The organism is Listeria cossartiae subsp. cayugensis (assembly GCF_014229095.1).
GTDB lineage: Bacteria > Bacillota > Bacilli > Lactobacillales > Listeriaceae > Listeria > Listeria cayugensis.
Genome location: NZ_JAARZC010000001.1, coordinates 1,118,199 through 1,135,860 on the forward strand (window position 1 = coordinate 1,118,199; position 17,662 = coordinate 1,135,860).

The 17,662-nt window shown below is 38.6% G+C and carries 15 protein-coding genes and 1 riboswitch; of the genes, 1 reads left to right on the forward strand and 14 read right to left on the reverse strand.

All coding sequences use genetic code 11. The features are described 5' to 3' along the window. Positions 1-64: 64 nt before the first annotated feature. From HCB49_RS05670 to HCB49_RS05700, 7 genes are all read right to left on the reverse strand, one after another. Positions 65-1,411 (reverse strand): Nramp family divalent metal transporter, encoded by a 1,347-nt coding sequence (locus HCB49_RS05670; RefSeq protein WP_149045776.1) that lies wholly within the window; start codon positions 1,409-1,411, stop codon positions 65-67. Between the two features lie 112 nt (positions 1,412-1,523). Then, positions 1,524-2,195 carry an ABC transporter permease gene (locus tag HCB49_RS05675; protein WP_185479911.1) on the reverse strand — a complete coding sequence of 224 codons (672 nt, stop codon included), beginning with the start codon at positions 2,193-2,195 and terminating at the stop codon, positions 1,524-1,526. A 14-nt stretch (positions 2,196-2,209) separates the two neighbouring features. Beyond that, a complete protein-coding gene (locus tag HCB49_RS05680; protein ID WP_185479910.1) occupies positions 2,210-3,136 on the reverse strand; it encodes an osmoprotectant ABC transporter substrate-binding protein in 927 nt (308 codons plus the stop codon). 1 nt (position 3,137) lies between these two features. Further along, the gene (locus HCB49_RS05685; RefSeq protein ID WP_185479909.1) at positions 3,138-3,794 is read right to left on the reverse strand and encodes an ABC transporter permease; all 657 of its coding nucleotides are present in this window, start codon (positions 3,792-3,794) and stop codon (positions 3,138-3,140) included. Positions 3,795-3,797: 3 nt separating this feature from the next. Beyond that, positions 3,798-4,982, reverse strand: coding sequence for a betaine/proline/choline family ABC transporter ATP-binding protein (locus HCB49_RS05690; RefSeq protein ID WP_185604335.1), 1,185 nt, complete (start codon positions 4,980-4,982; stop codon positions 3,798-3,800). 289 nt (positions 4,983-5,271) lie between these two features. Beyond that, on the reverse strand, positions 5,272-5,832 hold the full coding sequence (gene thiT, locus HCB49_RS05695; RefSeq protein WP_185604336.1) for an energy-coupled thiamine transporter ThiT: 561 nt from the start codon (positions 5,830-5,832) through the stop codon (positions 5,272-5,274). Between the two features lie 67 nt (positions 5,833-5,899). Beyond that, a riboswitch (TPP riboswitch) is annotated at positions 5,900-6,010 on the reverse strand. Positions 6,011-6,079: 69 nt separating this feature from the next. Continuing rightward, positions 6,080-6,463 carry an MmcQ/YjbR family DNA-binding protein gene (locus HCB49_RS05700; protein WP_185604337.1) on the reverse strand — a complete coding sequence of 128 codons (384 nt, stop codon included), beginning with the start codon at positions 6,461-6,463 and terminating at the stop codon, positions 6,080-6,082. A 139-nt stretch (positions 6,464-6,602) separates the two neighbouring features. On the opposite strand from HCB49_RS05700, the gene HCB49_RS05705 reads away from it, so the two are divergent. After that, the gene (locus HCB49_RS05705) at positions 6,603-8,204 is read left to right on the forward strand and encodes an ABC-F family ATP-binding cassette domain-containing protein (protein ID WP_185391363.1); all 1,602 of its coding nucleotides are present in this window, start codon (positions 6,603-6,605) and stop codon (positions 8,202-8,204) included. 39 nt (positions 8,205-8,243) lie between these two features. Here the strand turns inward: HCB49_RS05705 and HCB49_RS05710 are convergent, their stop codons facing one another. The 7 genes from HCB49_RS05710 to HCB49_RS05740 form a co-directional block, all read right to left on the reverse strand. Beyond that, complete coding sequence (locus HCB49_RS05710) at positions 8,244-8,894, reverse strand: DUF4352 domain-containing protein (RefSeq protein ID WP_185479905.1); 651 nt, start codon at positions 8,892-8,894, stop codon at positions 8,244-8,246. 53 nt (positions 8,895-8,947) lie between these two features. Further along, a complete protein-coding gene (locus HCB49_RS05715; RefSeq protein ID WP_185604338.1) occupies positions 8,948-10,288 on the reverse strand; it encodes a dihydrolipoyl dehydrogenase family protein in 1,341 nt (446 codons plus the stop codon). 88 nt (positions 10,289-10,376) lie between these two features. After that, positions 10,377-12,044 (reverse strand): ribonuclease J, encoded by a 1,668-nt coding sequence (locus HCB49_RS05720; RefSeq protein ID WP_185391366.1) that lies wholly within the window; start codon positions 12,042-12,044, stop codon positions 10,377-10,379. Positions 12,045-12,063: 19 nt separating this feature from the next. Further along, the gene (gene dapA / locus HCB49_RS05725) at positions 12,064-12,945 is read right to left on the reverse strand and encodes a 4-hydroxy-tetrahydrodipicolinate synthase (protein ID WP_185479903.1); all 882 of its coding nucleotides are present in this window, start codon (positions 12,943-12,945) and stop codon (positions 12,064-12,066) included. Positions 12,946-12,959: 14 nt separating this feature from the next. Beyond that, positions 12,960-14,171, reverse strand: coding sequence for an aspartate kinase (gene dapG, locus HCB49_RS05730; protein ID WP_185604339.1), 1,212 nt, complete (start codon positions 14,169-14,171; stop codon positions 12,960-12,962). 11 nt (positions 14,172-14,182) lie between these two features. Further along, positions 14,183-15,226: an aspartate-semialdehyde dehydrogenase gene (locus HCB49_RS05735; protein ID WP_185391369.1), complete on the reverse strand. Its 1,044-nt coding sequence runs from the start codon at positions 15,224-15,226 to the stop codon at positions 14,183-14,185. Between the two features lie 197 nt (positions 15,227-15,423). Beyond that, a complete protein-coding gene (locus tag HCB49_RS05740; RefSeq protein ID WP_185479901.1) occupies positions 15,424-17,589 on the reverse strand; it encodes a peptidoglycan D,D-transpeptidase FtsI family protein in 2,166 nt (721 codons plus the stop codon). Between the last annotated feature and the right edge of the window lie 73 nt (positions 17,590-17,662).

Below are 17,662 nucleotides of genomic sequence, written 5' to 3' on the forward strand. Positions count from 1 at the left end.
GGGAAAGAAATGAGAAAATTATTTTTAATTGTTTACATAATATAATTATTGTCCCCTTGCTTCTTTATAATGACGTTAAAGTGTAGAATAATAAGTAGATATTTAAGACGGCAATGAAAATCGCAACGGCCCAAGAAATGATTTTTAACCAGGTTGGGTTAACGAATTCGCCCATTTTTTGTTTATCGCTCGTAAACATAACTAGTGGAATGACGGCAAATGATAGTTGCATGGAGAGAATAACTTGGCTAAAAATAAGCAGTTCATTTATTCCATTTGCTCCGTATAAGGCTGTAATAATAACCGCTGGGACAATCGCTAGCACACGTGTTAGTAAACGACGAACTACAGGTTTTAAACGGATATTTAAGAAACCTTCCATGACGATTTGACCAGCGAGTGTGCCAGTTAAAGTAGAGTTTTGACCTGATGCAAGTAAAGCGACGGCAAAAACAGTACTGGCAATACTGCTACCAAGTGTTGGATTGAGTAATTTATAAGCATCCTCAATACCAGCTACATTATGTTGTCCGGTAGTATAAAAAGCCGCTGCTGCTAAAATTAAAATCGATGCATTAATTAATAAAGCAATCGTTAAGGAAAAAGTGGAATCGATAAATGAAAAACGAATTGCCTCTTTTTTCCCTTCCTTTGTTCGTGCGTATTGTCTCGTTTGCACGATAGATGAATGCAAATATAAATTATGTGGCATGACAGTCGCGCCAAGAATACCAAGTGCGATATAAAGCATTGCCGGATTAGTTACAATTTCTGATTGCGGGATAAAACCTTTGGCGATTGCTTGCATATCTGGATGTGACATCACCATTTCCGCTCCGAAACAGACTAAAATGGTAACCATCAACGTAATAACAATGACCTCGATATAGCGGAAACCTTTGTGTTGTAAAAATAGCACGAGAAAAATATCCAATGCGGTAATACAAACACCCCAAATTAGCGGGATTCCAAATAGTAAATTAAGCGCAATTGCACTACCGATAACTTCTGCAATATCAGTAGCAATGATTGCTAGTTCAGCTAAAATCCAAAGGACAAAGCCAAATGGTTTCGAAAAATGATCACTAGATGCCTGCGCTAAATCTCGGCCAGTAACGATACCTAATTTAGAGGCAAGTGATTGTAATAAAACAGCTAAAATATTAGAAATTAAAATAACAGATAATAAAGTGTAACCAAATTCTGATCCACCGGCAATAGATGTTGCCCAATTCCCTGGATCAACATAACCTACCGCAATAAGAGCTCCTGGCCCCATAAAGGCAAATAATTTGCGGAAAAATTTCGCGTTTTTTGGAATGGCTACGGAATTATTTACTTCACTCAAGCTAGGAGCATTTTGTGCTTTTCTCCAGCTTTGTTTTGTGCGTTCTGTTTTCTCCTTTTTCATGCTCCCTGACCTTCTTTCGTTTATGATAAAAAGTTTACTACGGGAAACATTCTTTGTCAAACGAAAAACACAACCTTTTGATGAAGATGATAGGTTGTGTTTTCGCGTATTCTCATAAGGCTTCGGTTAATGATTTTCTTTTGTTTTTCACTGGATTTAATGTGCGTTCGACCCAACCAAGCAATACATCGGCTAAAATTGCCATAACTGCGGTTGGGATTGCACCTGCTAAAATGATCGCAGTCCCGTTTGTGGCATTGGTTCCGCGCACGATAATGTCTCCGAGTCCTCCTGCTCCAACGAATGTTCCGATAGCTGCGACACCAATCGCAATAACGAGCGCATTTCTGATACCTGCCATAATAACGGATAAAGCAAGTGGCATTTCGATGAGACGTAGCACTTGCCATTTTGTCATCCCCATTGCTTTACCTGATTCTAAAAGCGCTCCGTCAACGTTTCTAATGCCTGTATAGGTGTTTTTTAGAATCGGTAGTAAAGAATATAGGAATAAGGATAAAACGACTGTATTCGTCCCTAAGCCCATGATTAGCATGAGGACAGCTAATAGCGCCAGTGCTGGGATAGTTTGGATGATATTGGCGATTTGAATGACCCAACTAGCTAAGCGTTTCTTCCTTGCAATATATACTCCGAGTGGTATTGCTATGATTGCTGCGAAGATAACTCCGTAAGCACTCATTAAGAAATGCCGCCAGAACTCTTCCATAACGTAGCTTCCGTTTGTTTGATAATAGTCAATTAATTGTTTTAATGTGTCCATCTTTTGGCACCTCCTTAGTTTTTACCATCAAAGTAATTATTTTTTTGTAGGAATTCTTGCGCTACAATAGATGGTTCTTTTAATTTGCCATCTGCTTCATAATTAAGTTTTTGCATTTGTTCTGTAGAGATTTTTCCTTTTAATTTATTGATTGTTGTTTTCAATTCTGGGTGTTTCTTTAAAATTTCGTCTGTTGCAAGTGCGGATGCGTCGTACGGTGGGAAGAATTTTTTATCATCTTCTAAAAGTTTTAAATTGTATGTTGGAATACGGCCGTCGGTGGAATAACCGAGCGCCACGTCCATTTGGTTGTTTTTCAGTGCGGTATAGATTAAGCCGATTTGCATTGGGAAGATTTTCTTAAACTCGATGTTATAAGCTTTGGAGAATGCTTTATAGCCGTCTCCTTCACGCTCCATCCAAGAATTATCTACACCAGCAGTGAGCTCATTTTCTACTTTGCGCATATCACTTACGGTGTTTAAATTGTATTTCTTCGCGGTATCTTGGCGTACCATAAACACATACGTATTTGCAAAACCGTATGAATCGAACCATGTTTGGTGGAAACGTTCTTCAAATCCTTTTTTTACAGCAGCTAAGGCTTTTTCAGGATCTTTAATGGCTTCTTCGCCGAGAGGTCCGACTAAATCGGTTCCTGTGTATCGGGTAGCGGTAATATCTACATCCCCATTTAACATCGCTTGGTGTTGCACGATCGTTGAACCAAGGTTATTGACGATTTCTACTTTCAAGCCGGTATCATGTTCGATTAATTCTTTTAAAATATTGGAAACAATTTGGGACTCAGTTGTGGCCATTGCACCAATACGGATAGTATCTTTGGAACTACCTCCAAGTCCTGGTAAAGAACAGCTAGACAAGAACAGAGAGCTAGTTAGAAGTAACACGCTGAATAACGCGATAAATTTTTTCTTCATGTCATTCTCCCCCTTCCCGAGCTTCGCGGATAGCTTTTGGAGTGAGGCGATATTCTAATTTTCCAAGCGCGAATTCTACTACAAGGGCTAAAATGGTCACAGGAATTGCTCCGCCGAGAATTAAATCTGGACGATATAAATTCAAGCCATTAAAAATAAAGTCTCCAAGTCCGCCTGCTCCAATATAAGAAGCAAGTGTTGCCCAAGCGATAACATATACTGCGGATAAACGAATACCAGCCATAATAATCGATATGGAGTTTGGAATTTCGACGTTAACAATTAGTTGCCAATTCGTCATCCCCATACCACGACCAGATTCGATTAAGTTTTTATCAACTCCACGAACACCGATAAATGTGTTGCGTAAGATTGGTAAAAGCGCATAAATAAATAGCGCGATAATTGCTGGTAGTGTACCAACACCAAGAAACGGAATAATAAACGCCAAAATGGCAAGCGACGGTACCGTTTGAAGCACACTAACTACACCAATAACAAAGTTCGCTACTTTAGGTGATCGTGTGAGTAAAATCCCGGTAGGTACTGCAACTGCAATGCCTAAAATAACCGCAGATAAGGAAATAAATAAATGTTGCCATGTTTGAACGAGTAAGTTATGGCCGTTTTCTTGAAAAAATGTAACAATTGCGTCCATAGCTTATCCCTCCTGCTTCATTTCTGGCTCTGTCGTTTCGGAAGCGGCATGTTCCTCCTGCGTTTCTGCTCCTTCGCCCCAGATGGAATCATAAACGATATCAACTAAGCTGGCACGAGTGACAATTCCGACAAGTCGTTTGTCTTTATCCACGACTGGAATATATTTATAGCCACGTTTTAGAATCCGTTGTACGGTATCGCGAAGTAACGTATCTTCATTAACATAAAAAACGTTTTTCTCGATTATATCCATGACGGAAGTTGCGGTACGGCGATTTAAATCGATTTGTTCTACATCGATAAAGCCTTTTAAGACATTACCTTCATCCACTACAAGTAACGTATCTACTCGTTTTTCTTTCATAATCGTAATCGCCGCTTGGAGAGATTTATCCGCTGTAATCGAAACGGGATTCGTATTCATAATTTGCGCTACTTGAGTAACATCTGGTTTCGCTTCTATTAAACGATCTTTCCCGATGAAATCACGTACAAAGGAATTCGCTGGATTACGTAAAATTTCATCTGGTGTATCAAATTGGACGATTTCGCCTGCTTTCATAATCACAATTCGGTCTGCAAGTTTAATCGCTTCATCCATATCATGGGTAACAAAAATAATCGTTTTCCCAAGTTCTTTTTGCAAATTCTTGAACTCTTCTTGGAGCGAATCACGGGTAATTGGGTCAAGCGCGCCAAAAGGTTCATCCATTAGAATTAAGTTTTGCTCTGCCGCAAGCGCTCTCAGAACACCGATACGTTGTTGCTGTCCACCACTTAATTCATACGGGTAGCGATCTAAAAATTCTTCTGGTAAATCGACTAATTTTATTAATTCTTTAGCCCGTTCTTGTTTTTTCTCTTCGGACCATTTAAGTAATTTTGGAACAAGGACGATATTTTCACGAATCGTCATATGTGGCATTAAGCCAATTTGCTGGATAACATAACCAATCGAACGTCTGAGTTTGACAGGATCTTCCGCCATGATGTCTTTGTCATTAATAAATATTTTGCCTTCTGTAGGTTCAATAAGCCGGTTAATCATCTTCATTGTTGTCGTTTTCCCACAACCACTTGGACCGATAAAACAAACAAATTCTCCTTTATCGATGTTAAGTGTTAGATCATTAACAGCTTTTTTGCCCCCTTTATAAGTCTTCGTTACGTGTTCAAATTTTAACACGCTTATACACCTCCATTTTTTCTTTACCACTACCAAAAAATTGGCAATCGATAAATATTTTCCCTAACTAATGCAGATTTAAACTTTTTAAATACAAAAAAACAGCTTAAAGACAGTGTTACATTCAAACGGAAGTTCCTAGACAAGATGATTCGTACTTGTGGCACGTGTGACATCGATGCTAAACTTTAATCGTGAAAATGAGCATTGTAATAAGCTGCAATATAGTATTTATTTAATTATAACACACTTAAAAAGGCCCAAAAGCAAATGCTCTCAGACCTTGTGGTTATTTCGGTAAGAATAATTTGGGTGAAGTTTTTAGTAATATCGAGATGACGATACCGGCAACAAGTACTGTAGCAAGGCAACTAGCCCCGTTCATGACTATCGAAAACAGTTGCGCACCCCAACCTTTGAAAGCATAGGCACCCCAGAACAAGACGCCAGCAACATAATGCCAAAAATATTTAGCGACCCCACCAATAATCATGGTCCCCCACGCCCATTGAATCGCTTTTTTTAGTTGATTAGTGGCTAAATTGCTTCGAACCTGCTTACTGAAAACACCACTGAAAGCAATAAAACTGAATGCTAAAATGTACTCAATAATCGCTTGAGACGGCATTAAAATATAAGCTTTCCCGGTGAGGAAATGTAGCAATCCCCATAACAGTCCGGCGAATCCAGCCGCCCAAAAGCCGCGACGAATTGCAATCACATACATTGGAATCATGCCTAGTGAAATCGAAAAACTAGAACCAATATCTAGCGGGATAAAACTTAGTACCATCGCTACTGCAGCAAAGATAGCACACTCAAGTAAAATAATTAATCGTTTGTTTTGCATAAAAAATAAACTCCCCTCTTCTTTTTGGTCAAAAACGTACCCCAGAAGAAAGCAGTTTCTATTGTTAGAAATGCAATCGCCACAATCCCTACGCTCGTACTAACGAACAGGTTCAAAGGGTCAGAATCCAAAAACACGTGGACTCAATCTCAGCTAAGAAGCCCCCCCTGTGGTAACGTCTATGAAATTATCGTACAACAATCATTATAGCATGCACTTCTTTTTTGTAAAGAATTTTTTCTTTTCTTTAGTCATTTGCAGAAAATTTCACAGTATTTTGCGCTTTTTTCGGCAATTTATCAAAAATAAGTTGATAACTGTTTTTAATTAAAGCAAATTCTGTTTCAGCTTCTACATCATATTGTTCGTTAACTACAAGCGTAATCCAATGTTTTTTATTTAAATGATAACCTGGTTTTATGCTCAAATATTCATCACGCAACAAATCAATTCTTTCCGGCTGGCATTTAACACTGATGTATAAATCCCCGTGGTAAAGATGTATCAGCGCAAATATTTTACCGCCAACTGTTAAGGCATGCGTTTTCTTATCAAATGGAAAAGTTTCTTTTGCAGCTTGTAAAGTAAGACAAAGCGCGACTTTTTCTTGTAAAGTTTGTTCGTAATTCATCCGGCTCTCCTCCTTATTTTCATATTATAACATTTATTTATGTGTGTATGCTTTCTTTGCTACACTAACCATGTTAAAATAGAAGTAATTGTGCTTTTTCTGATTTTGAGAAGAAGTAACTTAGTATTGGAGGAAGAAAATGTTAACTGTAAATAATGTTGGCTTACGCTACGGCGATAAAAAGCTATTTGAAGATGTTTCGATTAAATTTTTGCCAGGTAACTGTTATGGTCTTATTGGCGCAAACGGTGCTGGTAAATCAACGTTCCTAAAAGTGCTTTCTGGCGAGCTTGATTCACAAAGTGGTAATGTGCATATTGGTTCAGGTGAGCGTCTAGCTGTCCTTCGCCAAGATCATTTCCAGTATGATGATGAACTTGTTCTTAACACTGTTATTATGGGACATGAACGTCTATACAAAATTATGGACGAAAAAAATGCCATTTATATGAAAGAAGATTTCAGCGATGCAGATGGTATCCGTGCTGCGGAACTAGAAGGCGAATTTGCTGAATTAAATGGTTGGGAAGCGGAATCTGATGCTGCTGTTTTACTAAACGGCTTAGGTATCCCTACTGACTTACACGGAAAACTAATGAAAGATTTAACTGGTGGAGAAAAAGTGAAAGTGCTTCTTGCGCAAGCTTTATTCGGTAAACCAGATATCTTACTTCTGGATGAGCCTACCAATCACCTGGACATCCGTGCGATTCATTGGTTAGAAGAATTTTTAATTAACTTTGACAATACTGTTATCGTTGTATCCCATGACCGTCACTTCTTAAATAAAGTATGTACGCATATTGCGGATCTTGATTTCAGCAAAATTAAATTATATGTCGGAAACTACGATTTCTGGTATGAATCAAGCCAATTAGCTCAAACAATGATGGGCGATCGTAATAAGAAAAAAGAAGAAAAAATGAAAGAATTACAAGAGTTTATTGCCCGGTTTAGTGCCAATGCATCTAAATCCAAACAAGCAACAAGCCGTAAAAAAATGCTTGAAAAAATTACGCTGGAAGATATTCAACCTTCTAGCCGTCGTTACCCTTTCATTCAGTTCAAACCAGACCGTGAAGTTGGGAATGACTTGCTAACAGTCACAAACTTGTCTAAAACAATTGATGGCGTGAAGATTCTTGATAATCTTTCCTTCTCCATTAATCGTAATGACAAAGTTGCTTTAGTTGGCGATGATGAAGTTGCAAAAACAGTCCTTTTCCAAATCCTTGCTGGTGAAATGGAACCTGACGAAGGTAGCTATAAATGGGGTATCACAACTAGCCAAAGCTACTTCCCGAAAGATAACTCCGAATTCTTCGAGGAAAACGATATGAGCCTTGTAGAATGGTTACGTCAATTCTCTCCAGAAGATGACAGTGAAGCATTCTTACGCGGATTCCTTGGCCGTATGCTATTCAGTGGTGATGAAGTACTGAAGAAAGTACGCGTCTTATCTGGTGGAGAAAAAGTTCGTTGTATGTTGTCCAAAATGATGCTTTCAGGCTCTAATGTCCTGTTATTAGACGAACCTACTAACCACTTGGACTTAGAATCAATTACTGCATTAAATAATGGCTTGGAAGGTTTTAAAGGCGCAATGATCTTTGCTTCCCATGACCATCAGCTACTACAAACAATCGCAACTCGTATTGTTAACTTATCAAAAGATCAATTTTACAATAAAGAAATTTCTTATGATGAGTACTTAAAAGAAGTTATGAATGTAACGGAATAATAGCAAAAAAACAATATCCCATTCTCGGGATATTGTTTTTTATTTTAGTTCGATTTTGCCTGTTTCCGTTGTAATTGGTGTGGTGGAATCTTTTAAATAGCTTAGGAAACTATAAGAAACCCACGTAATATCAGAAACTTTGTCTAATTTGTCCACTGGGAAAACAATTTTTCCTTTGGCTGTTTCGCCGGGCTTGATTTCTGTCGTATCAAAATTAGATAACATAGCATCTCCGCCATTTAAATCGATATCGTTTGCTTCTAATTGTCCTTGATTTGGATACGTTTCAAGTATTTTAGATGCATTGTTGGTGATTTCTAAAGCGATTGTAATGCTACCTTCAACTGACTTACTTTCTAATGTTGAATAAGTTTCTTTCTTTTCGACCGTTATCGTGCTGATTTTTTTCTTAATATTATCTGCGGAATCTTCATAGTTTACTTGATATGTCTTTGTTTCTTCTGGGGTAGTTTGACTTGTTCCTTTAGAAGAATAGTTAAACACATCGTTTTGCACTTGTTGATAATGTGAAAAACTAACAATGATACCAATAATTGAGCCGATCATTAATAACGTCCCTGCGCTTGTTAAAATAGCACCGATTTTCCGTTTCGCTGGGAAAAATAAAATAACGATACCTGCGATAAAAATTAAGAAAGCACATATTCCGGCAATAATCCAAATTTCCATCTTATTTGCTCCTTTTTATGCGAATTTCTCCCTCACTATAACATATTTCTCCTTTAGTTCAAAGCAGTTAAGTCACTTGCTGGGGATGGATAAGCGAAAATAACAGATTGTAAATCCGCTAAAGTTAAATTTGCTTTCATTAAAAGCGCGATATAATTAATCATATAATCCGCCTCTTCACTAAGGAAATGTGCCCCTTTTATTTGGCCTGTTTTCCTGTCTTCAATTATTTTCGCAAGGGTAATTTGCTCATTGGTTCGTTTGTACGTGTACCAATTTGTAGTGTTGTGATTTTTAATTTGGTATTTGTCGGGGTTCGCTTTAGCTTCTTCCGCGCTGATACCGATACTTGAAAGTTTAGGGCTTGTAAACACCACACTTGGTATTGCTGGATAGTTCATTTTTTCGTCACTGCCTAGGACATTTTTTGCAACGAATGCGGCTTCCATGCTGACCACTGGTGTTAGTGGCGCGCCTTTTGTTGCAGCAACGTCTCCACATGCATAAATATGTGGATGATTAGGTGTTTGCAATTTTTCATTAACGACGATGCCTTTTTTCGTATAATCAATATGGGCTTTTTCTAATGCAAGGCGATTAATATTTGGCTTTCTGCCGGTCGCGCCTATAATTAAATCAGTATTCAACGAAAAATCATTTTTACCTTGGATTTGTAGTTTTTCGCCCTTCTTAGTGATTTTAGTAATGTCCGTATCAAAATGGAAATGAATACCCTCTTCCTTCATATTAGCGACTAAAGCGGCCACAAAATCAGGGTCGAATTTCTTTAAAGGTTCGCTATTGTGGTGAATGATATGGACCTCGCTTCCGGCGGCTTGTGCTATAGAAGCAAATTCAAAAGAAATATAGCCACCACCGATGAAAACAATAGAATCTGGAAGTTTTTGGAGGGATAAGAAATCATCACTGTTCTGGATAAATGATTGCCCTTCTACTTGGAGTGTACTTGGTGTTGCGCCGGTTGCGATAACTATTTTAGAAGCATGTAGTAAGTCATCGGCCACTTGTATGGTGTTAGGATCGTGAAAGCTAGCTGGTCCAAAGAATGTTTCAATACCAGCTTCCTTAAAACTTTCTAATCGGCTTTCAGGAACATCCTCAACGAACGTTTCTTTAAAGGCCATTAAATCTGTCCAACTAATCGTTGCGGCTTGTTTAATACCTTTGCCACGCAGTCTGGTAGAAAGTTTTCTTGCTTCTGCTGCCCCAACGAGTACTTTTTTAGGGTCACATCCTCTGAGTACGCAAGTTCCACCCCAACTCCGCTCTTCGATGATTGCCACTTTTAAGCCAGCCGCCTGCGCTTCAAAAGCAACCGTTGTTCCACTTGCGCCACTCCCGATGACTACTAAATCATATGTAAACTTTGTCATGTAAATCACTCCTTCCTAGCATGTTTTCCCGTCTATATTCACTTTTAAACGAAAAAAACTGCCACACACGAATGTGTAGCAGTTGATTCTAGACTTCCATAATAATCGGTAAAATCATTGGGCGACGTTTTGTTTGTTCGAACAAGTAGCGATTTAATTGATCGCGAATATCTTGTTTTAATTTTGCCCATTCAAAGCCAGTTTCTTGTAGATTTTTTTCGACAATTTTTGTAACCACTTTGGAGGATTCTTCAATTAAATGCTCGGATTCGCGCACATAGATAAAGCCGCGTGAAATGATTTCTGGTCCAGAAGTGATTGTTTTAGATTTACGATTAAGCGTTACTACAACGATGAAAATACCATCTTCAGAAAGCAGCTTACGGTCACGGAGTACGATGTTTCCAACGTCACCGACACCTAACCCATCAATCAATGTATTTCCTGAGTAGACGCGGTTGCCAGCAGTCATTTTATCATTTTTAAATTCTAAAATTTCGCCTTTACCAACGATGAATACTTCTGATTTAGCCATACCAACTTCATGTGCTAATTTAGCGTGGCTGATTAGCATACGATATTCGCCGTGAACAGGCACGAAATATCTTGGTTTTAATAAGTTAATCATTAGTTTTAAATCTTCTTGGCTCGCATGACCAGAGATGAAAAGATTATTACTCATCGTTAACACTTTGGCACCAGCTTTATAGAGCATGTCCATTGTTTTTGCCATCATTGTTTCCAGCGATGGGGATGGTGTTGTCGTAATGTAGACTGTATCACCTGGTTTGATGTTAAGTTGTGGGTGATTTCCTTTTGTCATTAATTGTAGTGACTGGATAGGTTCGCCCAGATTACCTGTTTCGATAATTGTAATTTCGTCATCGTTATATTTTTTTAGTTCTTTTAATGGCACGATTAAGTCTTCTTCAATAACAATTTTGCCTAAGCTGCCAGCAATTTCGAAAACGCGTTCTAGTTCTTTACCAACAATCGCGACTTTACGTTTTGTTGCGACAGATGCATCAAGCACTTGTTGCAAGCGGATTAAATTAGATGCGACACAAGCAACAATAATTCGACCGTCTGCCATTCGGAATGCATGTCTAATTTCTTCCTCAATTAAGCTATCGCTAGAAGTTGTTCCAGGGTGCTCTGCTTCTGAACTATCAGAAAGTAATGCTAGTACGCCTCTTTCGCCAAATTCTGCAATATGGCTTAAATCAGAAGCGTAGCCGTCTTTGGCTGATTGATCGAATTTGAAATCGCCTGTATAAACGATAGAGCCTTCGCTTGTTTCAAGCACAATACCAACAGAATCTGGAATCGTATGCGTTGTCCGGAAAAAAGAAACATCAATTTTAGCAAATGATAAAGTTGTTTCTTCGTTAACAATATGGAAATTTTTGAAGCGTAGTTTACGATGTTCTTTGAGTGCAGATTTTGCAAGCGCGATAGTTAATTCTGTCCCGTAAACTGGCGCTTTGATTTTTTGAAGTAAGTACGGCAGTGCACCGATTGCATCTTCATGACCATGCGTTAACAAAATTGCTTTCACGCGGTCTTTATTTTCTTCTAAATATTTAAAGTCAGGGATAACAATGTCAATTCCTAGTAATTCATTTTCTGGGAACATTAAGCCTGCATCTAAAATAAAAATATCTTCGTCTATTTCTACTACATATAAATTTTTGCCACTTTCATCGACGCCGCCGAGTGGAATGATTTTTATGTTTTTCGCTTTTTTGATTGTCAAAGCGTAGACCTCCTTTGAACTATTTAGAAAGTCCTTCTAATATAGCTTGTAATTTCGTTCCTTGTTCAGCATTCAAATCTACAAGTGGTAGTCTTACAGGTCCAACGCTAATACCTTGTTGATTAAGTAAGTATTTTGTTGGTGCTGGATTTGGTACAGCGAACAGACCATTCATAAGCGGTAGTAATTCGCGGTGGATGCTGGCTGCTTTTTGTACGTCGCCTCGTTCAAATGCTTGAATCATTTCTTGCATTTCGTTTCCTACCACATGGCTAGCAACGGAAATAACCCCGTCTCCACCAACAGCTAGAATTGGTAAAGTTAAACTGTCATCACCGCTGTATACTTGGAAATCGTCCGAAGTTTCAGCAATGATTTTACTAATATTATCCAAATTACCACTGGATTCTTTTACGCCAACAATATTAGGTAATTTTGCTAAACGAATAATAGTTTCTGGTTCGATATTAACGACACTACGACCAGGAATGTTGTAAATAACGACTGGCAAATCTGAAGCTTCCGCAACGGCTGCAAAATGTGCATATAAACCGTCTTGATTTGGTTTATTATAATATGGTGCAACGATTAAAACAGCATCAATACCACCAAGTTCAGCCACTTCTTTGGTAAAGGCAATGGTTTCGGCTGTATTATTAGAGCCAGTTCCAGCGATTAATTTTGCGCGGCCGTCGTTTGTTTCGATTACTTGGCGGAATAATTTTATTTTTTCATCATGGGATAACGTTGGTGATTCGCCTGTTGTACCAGCGATTACTAAACCGTCTGAGCCATTTTCGATTAAGTGGTTCACGAGATGATGAATTCTTTTTTTGCATACTTTATCTTTTTCTGGGTGAATTGGTGTCACCATTGCTGTAATTACTTTCCCTAAATCCATCTTTCATTTCCTCCTTACTTAATTTCCAAACAAAATACGTCATGAAGGGCATTGACTGCTGAAATTAAGTCCTCTTCTCTTACTAATACCCAAATAGTTGTGTGACTATCCGCTGATTGTAAAATGGGGATGTTTTTCTCAGATAATGCACCTACGATTCGCGCTGTAACACCAGGAACTCCAGTGATCCCAGCACCAACAATAGAAACTTTAGCACAAGCTTCGCGTACTGTTGTTTGCATATTTGCGTCTTCTAATAGTTGTGTAACGATAGAACATTTTTCTTCTGGTACGGTAAAAATAACAGATTGAGTAGAGATGTTTATGAAATCAAGACTGATTCCTGCATCTGCTAATATTTTAAAAGCAAGTTGTTGTGCTTTTACTGTTTCTGTTTGTACGGATATTTGAGTAAGGTTAGTAACGTGTGCTACACCTGTTACCATGCGTTCCTTCACATCAAAATGGCCTGAATCATCCGCTAGTGAAGTAACGAGTGTGCCTGTACTTTCCAAATAAGTAGAGCGAATGCGCATCGGAATTTTGGCAGTCATCGCAATTTCCACCGCACGTGGATGAATGACTTTAGCGCCTTGATACGCCATATTGCTTACTTCGTTATAGCTTACGCGCGGAAGTGAACGAGCGTGCTCCACGATACGAGGATCAGCTGTCATCATGCCATCAACATCTGTAAAAATATCAATGTAGTCCGCTTGTAACGATACGCCAAGTGCTGCGGCAGATGTATCACTTCCACCACGACCTAATGTAGAAATATCCCCGTTGTCCGTCATTCCTTGAAAACCAGCAACTACTGCGACATCAAGAGATAATAAGGCATTTTTTAAACGAGTTGTATCTACTTCTGTGATTTTTGCATTTAAATGGTCATCGGATGTAATGATTCCTGCTTGGCCACCAGAAAATGCTTCTGCTTTAATGTTGGCTTCTTTTAGCATGTTCGTGAAAACAGAGGCAGAAATAGTTTCGCCAACAGAAAGTAAAGTGTCTTGCTCTCTGGCAGTTAGCTTTGTATTTTTAGCGCCGATAAGTTCTAACAGCGTATCAGTCGCATACGGATCGCCGTACCTTCCAATTGCTGAAACAACAACGACGACTTTGTAACCTTCTTTTAAGGCATGTTTGATGTGGTTGAATGCCATCAAACGTGACTTTTCATTTTGGACGGATGTTCCGCCAAATTTTTGAACAATGATTTTCATTACTTACACCTCTAAATAATCGCTAGTTTGACTAAACTTTCAGCTATTTGAATCGAATTCCAAGCAGCCCCTTTGAGTAAATTGTCGGAAACAATCCACATGTGGAAACCTTTGGAATCATCAATGTCAGCGCGGATGCGACCAACGAATACTTCTTTTTTACCAGCAGCTTCAATTGCTTGCGGATAAACTTGATTTGCTGGATCGTCCTCAAGCACAACACCAGGGGCATTTTTTAGCACATTTTGGATATCTTTTGCGCTTACGCCGTCTTTATCTACTTCAATATAAACACTTTCAGAGTGACCGCTAACTACCGGGATTCGGACGCATGTAGCGGAAACTTTCATTGTGTTGTCTTCCATGATTTTTTTCGTTTCATTGATCATTTTCATTTCTTCGTATGTATAATCATTTTCTGTGAAAACATCAATTTGTGGTAATGCGTTAAAAGCGATTGGATAATGTTTTTTGTCCCCTTTAACGGGCATGATTTGTGGAGTGAATTCTTCGTTATCTAAAACTGCTCTGCTACCGTCTTTTAGTTCTTGAATGGCACTTACACCAGAACCAGAAACAGCTTGATAAGTAGAAACAATAATACGATTTAATCCAAAAGTTTCTCGAATCGGTTCGAGTGCTGCTACCATTTGAATGGTGGAACAGTTAGGATTGGCAATAATTCCATTATGTGAGAAAAGTGCTTTTTCATTTACTTCTGGAACGACTAATGGGACTGTTGGATCCATACGGTAAGCACTTGTGTTATCAATAACAATTGCGCCGCGTTTCACAGCTTCTTTTGCAAGTGCTTTAGAAACAGAACCGCCCGCACTAAATAGAGCGATATCAACGCCTTCAAAACTTTCAGGTGTTGCTTCTTGAATCGTTACTTCTTCCCCGCGAAAGCTTAGTTTTTTTCCAGCAGAACGAATAGAAGACAAGAATGAAACTTGCTTTATCTTAAAAGTCGCCGCCTCTTCTAGTAATTCAATCATTTGGGTACCAACTGCACCAGTAGCACCTACAACTGCGACATGATAGCTTTTTGTCATAGTTTACAATTCCTCCTTCAATTTAATCCTCGCATTTCTGCTTGAAAACAGAAATCTGGTTAATTTTACACTTACTTTATCATACCATAAACAAAGCCATTTCGCAGTTTTTTATACGTATTAACGACTATTTTTTTAAATTGTTTGTTAGTTTGAAATAAAAAAACCACTTTCACCTAAATGAAAGTGGTTTTGGATTAATTTTCGGTTTGTTCGGATTGTGCTTTGGCCGCTGCTTCTTTGTTGTTAATTGGTTGTTCTACTTTAGACTCATCTTTGTTAGATTCAGCACGTTCTTTTTTGAGTTCAAAGTATTTATCTAGTACTTCTTTGGAAATTTTCATATTCGTTTTTTGGTCAGTTCCGTATGGGCGATAAATCCAAGGAACTACAACAGAAATCGCGATTTCTGGTTTTTCAACGGGTGCATAACCGACGAAAGTAGTATTCCAAACACTAGCCATTTTGTTACCTTCTTTTGGTCCATCGTAGAACGCATCGGCTGTACCAGTTTTACCAGCAACATCGTAATCACTTGATGTGAAGACGGTTCTCGCAGTACCAGTAGAACCATGTGTTACTTCGTAGAAACCTTGTTGGACTGTTTTTATGTCACTTTCGGAAACGCCGATTTTATTTAATACTTTTGGTTCGTTTGCTGTTGCAAGCGTTCCGACAGTATCACCATCTGTGCTTGGGTTTCTAATTTCTTTCACCATGCTTGGCGCAATTCTTGAACCACCATTGGCGATGGTTGAAACGTATTGTGCCATTTGTAAAGGTGTGTATGAGTCATATTGCCCGATAGCGAAATCGAGAATTTTACCAATTGTTTGGTCGTCCCCTTTGTAACCAGTTTGTTCTCCTGGAAGGTCGATACCAGTTTTTACGCCTAGGCCAAATTGGTTATAGTAGTAACGCATGTCGTCAAAGGTGCTTAGTGGTGCTCTCAGTGGGCCGTTTGGTACATATTTTGCACCACCCATTTTCATAGCTACTTGATACATATAGGAGTTAGAAGAAATTTCTAAAGCGCCAACAGGATCAAGTGGTCTATTACCAGCTCCGGTTCTGTTAAACCAAGAACTCTTTGGTTTCGTTCCTTTTAAGGCAATTGGTTGGTCGGTGAAGACGGTTTTGTTTGTAATCGCACCGTCCATAATACCGCCAAGAATTGTGGAACCTTTCACGGCAGAACCCATCGCATAAGCTGTTGTAAATGTCCCTAAAGAGTAATCTTCAAATTCGCCTTTGTCATTGAGTTTTTGACCAGCAAGTGCAAGAACTTCTCCGGAATACGGATCCATGGCAACCACGAATGCGCGGTCAAAAAGGTCAGAACCAGCATATTGTTTTCCTTGTTTAATATTTTTTTGAAGGATTTCTTCTACTGCTTTTTGGAATTCGACATCCACAGAAAGGACTAAATCTTTTCCTTTAGAGCCTTCGTATTTGCTGACTGTTTCGATAATGTTTCCTTTAGAATCAAGAACGCTCTCAGACTGGGATTTTGATCCAGCAAGAACACTTTCGTATTGTGCTTCTAAATAACTTTTACCAACGCGGTCATTACGGCTATACCCTTGTGATAAATAATATTCTGCTTTGTCTTTTGGAAGACCTTCTTTCGCTGTAGAAACGGAACCTAAGATAGAACGTAACGTTTCATCATACGTATAGTAGCGATTCCAGTCTGTTGTAGTGTCAACACCAGGTAAACTGTCCATGTTTTCACTAACGCGAGCGATTTCTTCATCAGTTACATCTTTATTTTTAACAACCGATTCTGTCATTGCGTAACCAGTCGTCATTTTTTTGTAGATAGTTGCTACTTTTAAATCTTCGGTTGTTAAACTAGCAATATCTTCTTTTGTTACTTTTTCTACTTGGACTTTGTACGCTTTCGATGCATCAAGCGCTTGTTCTTTCGTGGATAAACGGTTTAGCGATTCCGTTTGATGCGTTAAAATCCAGTAATCTTTTAAATCACGGTCGGTTAGCTTCTCGGGTTCAACTGTAATTAATTTTTGGAGCGTTTGAGCTACGTGAAGCGTTTCCGCGGTTTCTGTTTGTTGGCTACGTGTGTAGGTAATTGATTTGACGGCAGAATTCCCAACTAATAAATTGTAATTCCGGTCATAAATGCTACCACGCGGCACATTTTTGGAAACTGTTACGTTATCGGTCTCTTCTAATTGACGTTTGTAAGTATCCCCTTGAACGATTTGAACAATCCCAAGTCGTAAAATTAACACGGAGAATAAAATAAATATAATAAAGAATAGAATATTTAAACGTAGTGGAATGATGGCGCGTTTCTTCTTAGTGGAATCTTTTTTCTTTTTTCTAAAATTTAGTTTCACGCATAGTTACCTCACTTTTCAATAATACCTTTCCCTATTGTAGCTGAAAAAGCATGATTTTTCCACTGTAAGT

Bases quoted from the DNA above. Each gene is read 5' to 3' on its own strand.
- HCB49_RS05670 (WP_149045776.1), bottom strand. From the start codon at position 1,411: ATGAAAAAGGAGAAAACAGAACGCACAAAACAAAGCTGGAGAAAAGCA.
- HCB49_RS05675 (WP_185479911.1), bottom strand. From the start codon at position 2,195: ATGGACACATTAAAACAATTAATTGACTATTATCAAACAAACGGAAGC.
- HCB49_RS05680 (WP_185479910.1), bottom strand. From the start codon at position 3,136: ATGAAGAAAAAATTTATCGCGTTATTCAGCGTGTTACTTCTAACTAGC.
- HCB49_RS05685 (WP_185479909.1), bottom strand. From the start codon at position 3,794: ATGGACGCAATTGTTACATTTTTTCAAGAAAACGGCCATAACTTACTC.
- thiT (WP_185604336.1), bottom strand. From the start codon at position 5,832: ATGCAAAACAAACGATTAATTATTTTACTTGAGTGTGCTATCTTTGCT.
- HCB49_RS05700 (WP_185604337.1), bottom strand. From the start codon at position 6,463: ATGAATTACGAACAAACTTTACAAGAAAAAGTCGCGCTTTGTCTTACT.
- HCB49_RS05705 (WP_185391363.1), top strand. From the start codon at position 6,603: ATGTTAACTGTAAATAATGTTGGCTTACGCTACGGCGATAAAAAGCTA.
- HCB49_RS05710 (WP_185479905.1), bottom strand. From the start codon at position 8,894: ATGGAAATTTGGATTATTGCCGGAATATGTGCTTTCTTAATTTTTATC.
- HCB49_RS05715 (WP_185604338.1), bottom strand. From the start codon at position 10,288: ATGACAAAGTTTACATATGATTTAGTAGTCATCGGGAGTGGCGCAAGT.
- dapA (WP_185479903.1), bottom strand. From the start codon at position 12,945: ATGGATTTAGGGAAAGTAATTACAGCAATGGTGACACCAATTCACCCA.
- dapG (WP_185604339.1), bottom strand. From the start codon at position 14,171: ATGAAAATCATTGTTCAAAAATTTGGCGGAACATCCGTCCAAAATGAA.
- HCB49_RS05735 (WP_185391369.1), bottom strand. From the start codon at position 15,226: ATGACAAAAAGCTATCATGTCGCAGTTGTAGGTGCTACTGGTGCAGTT.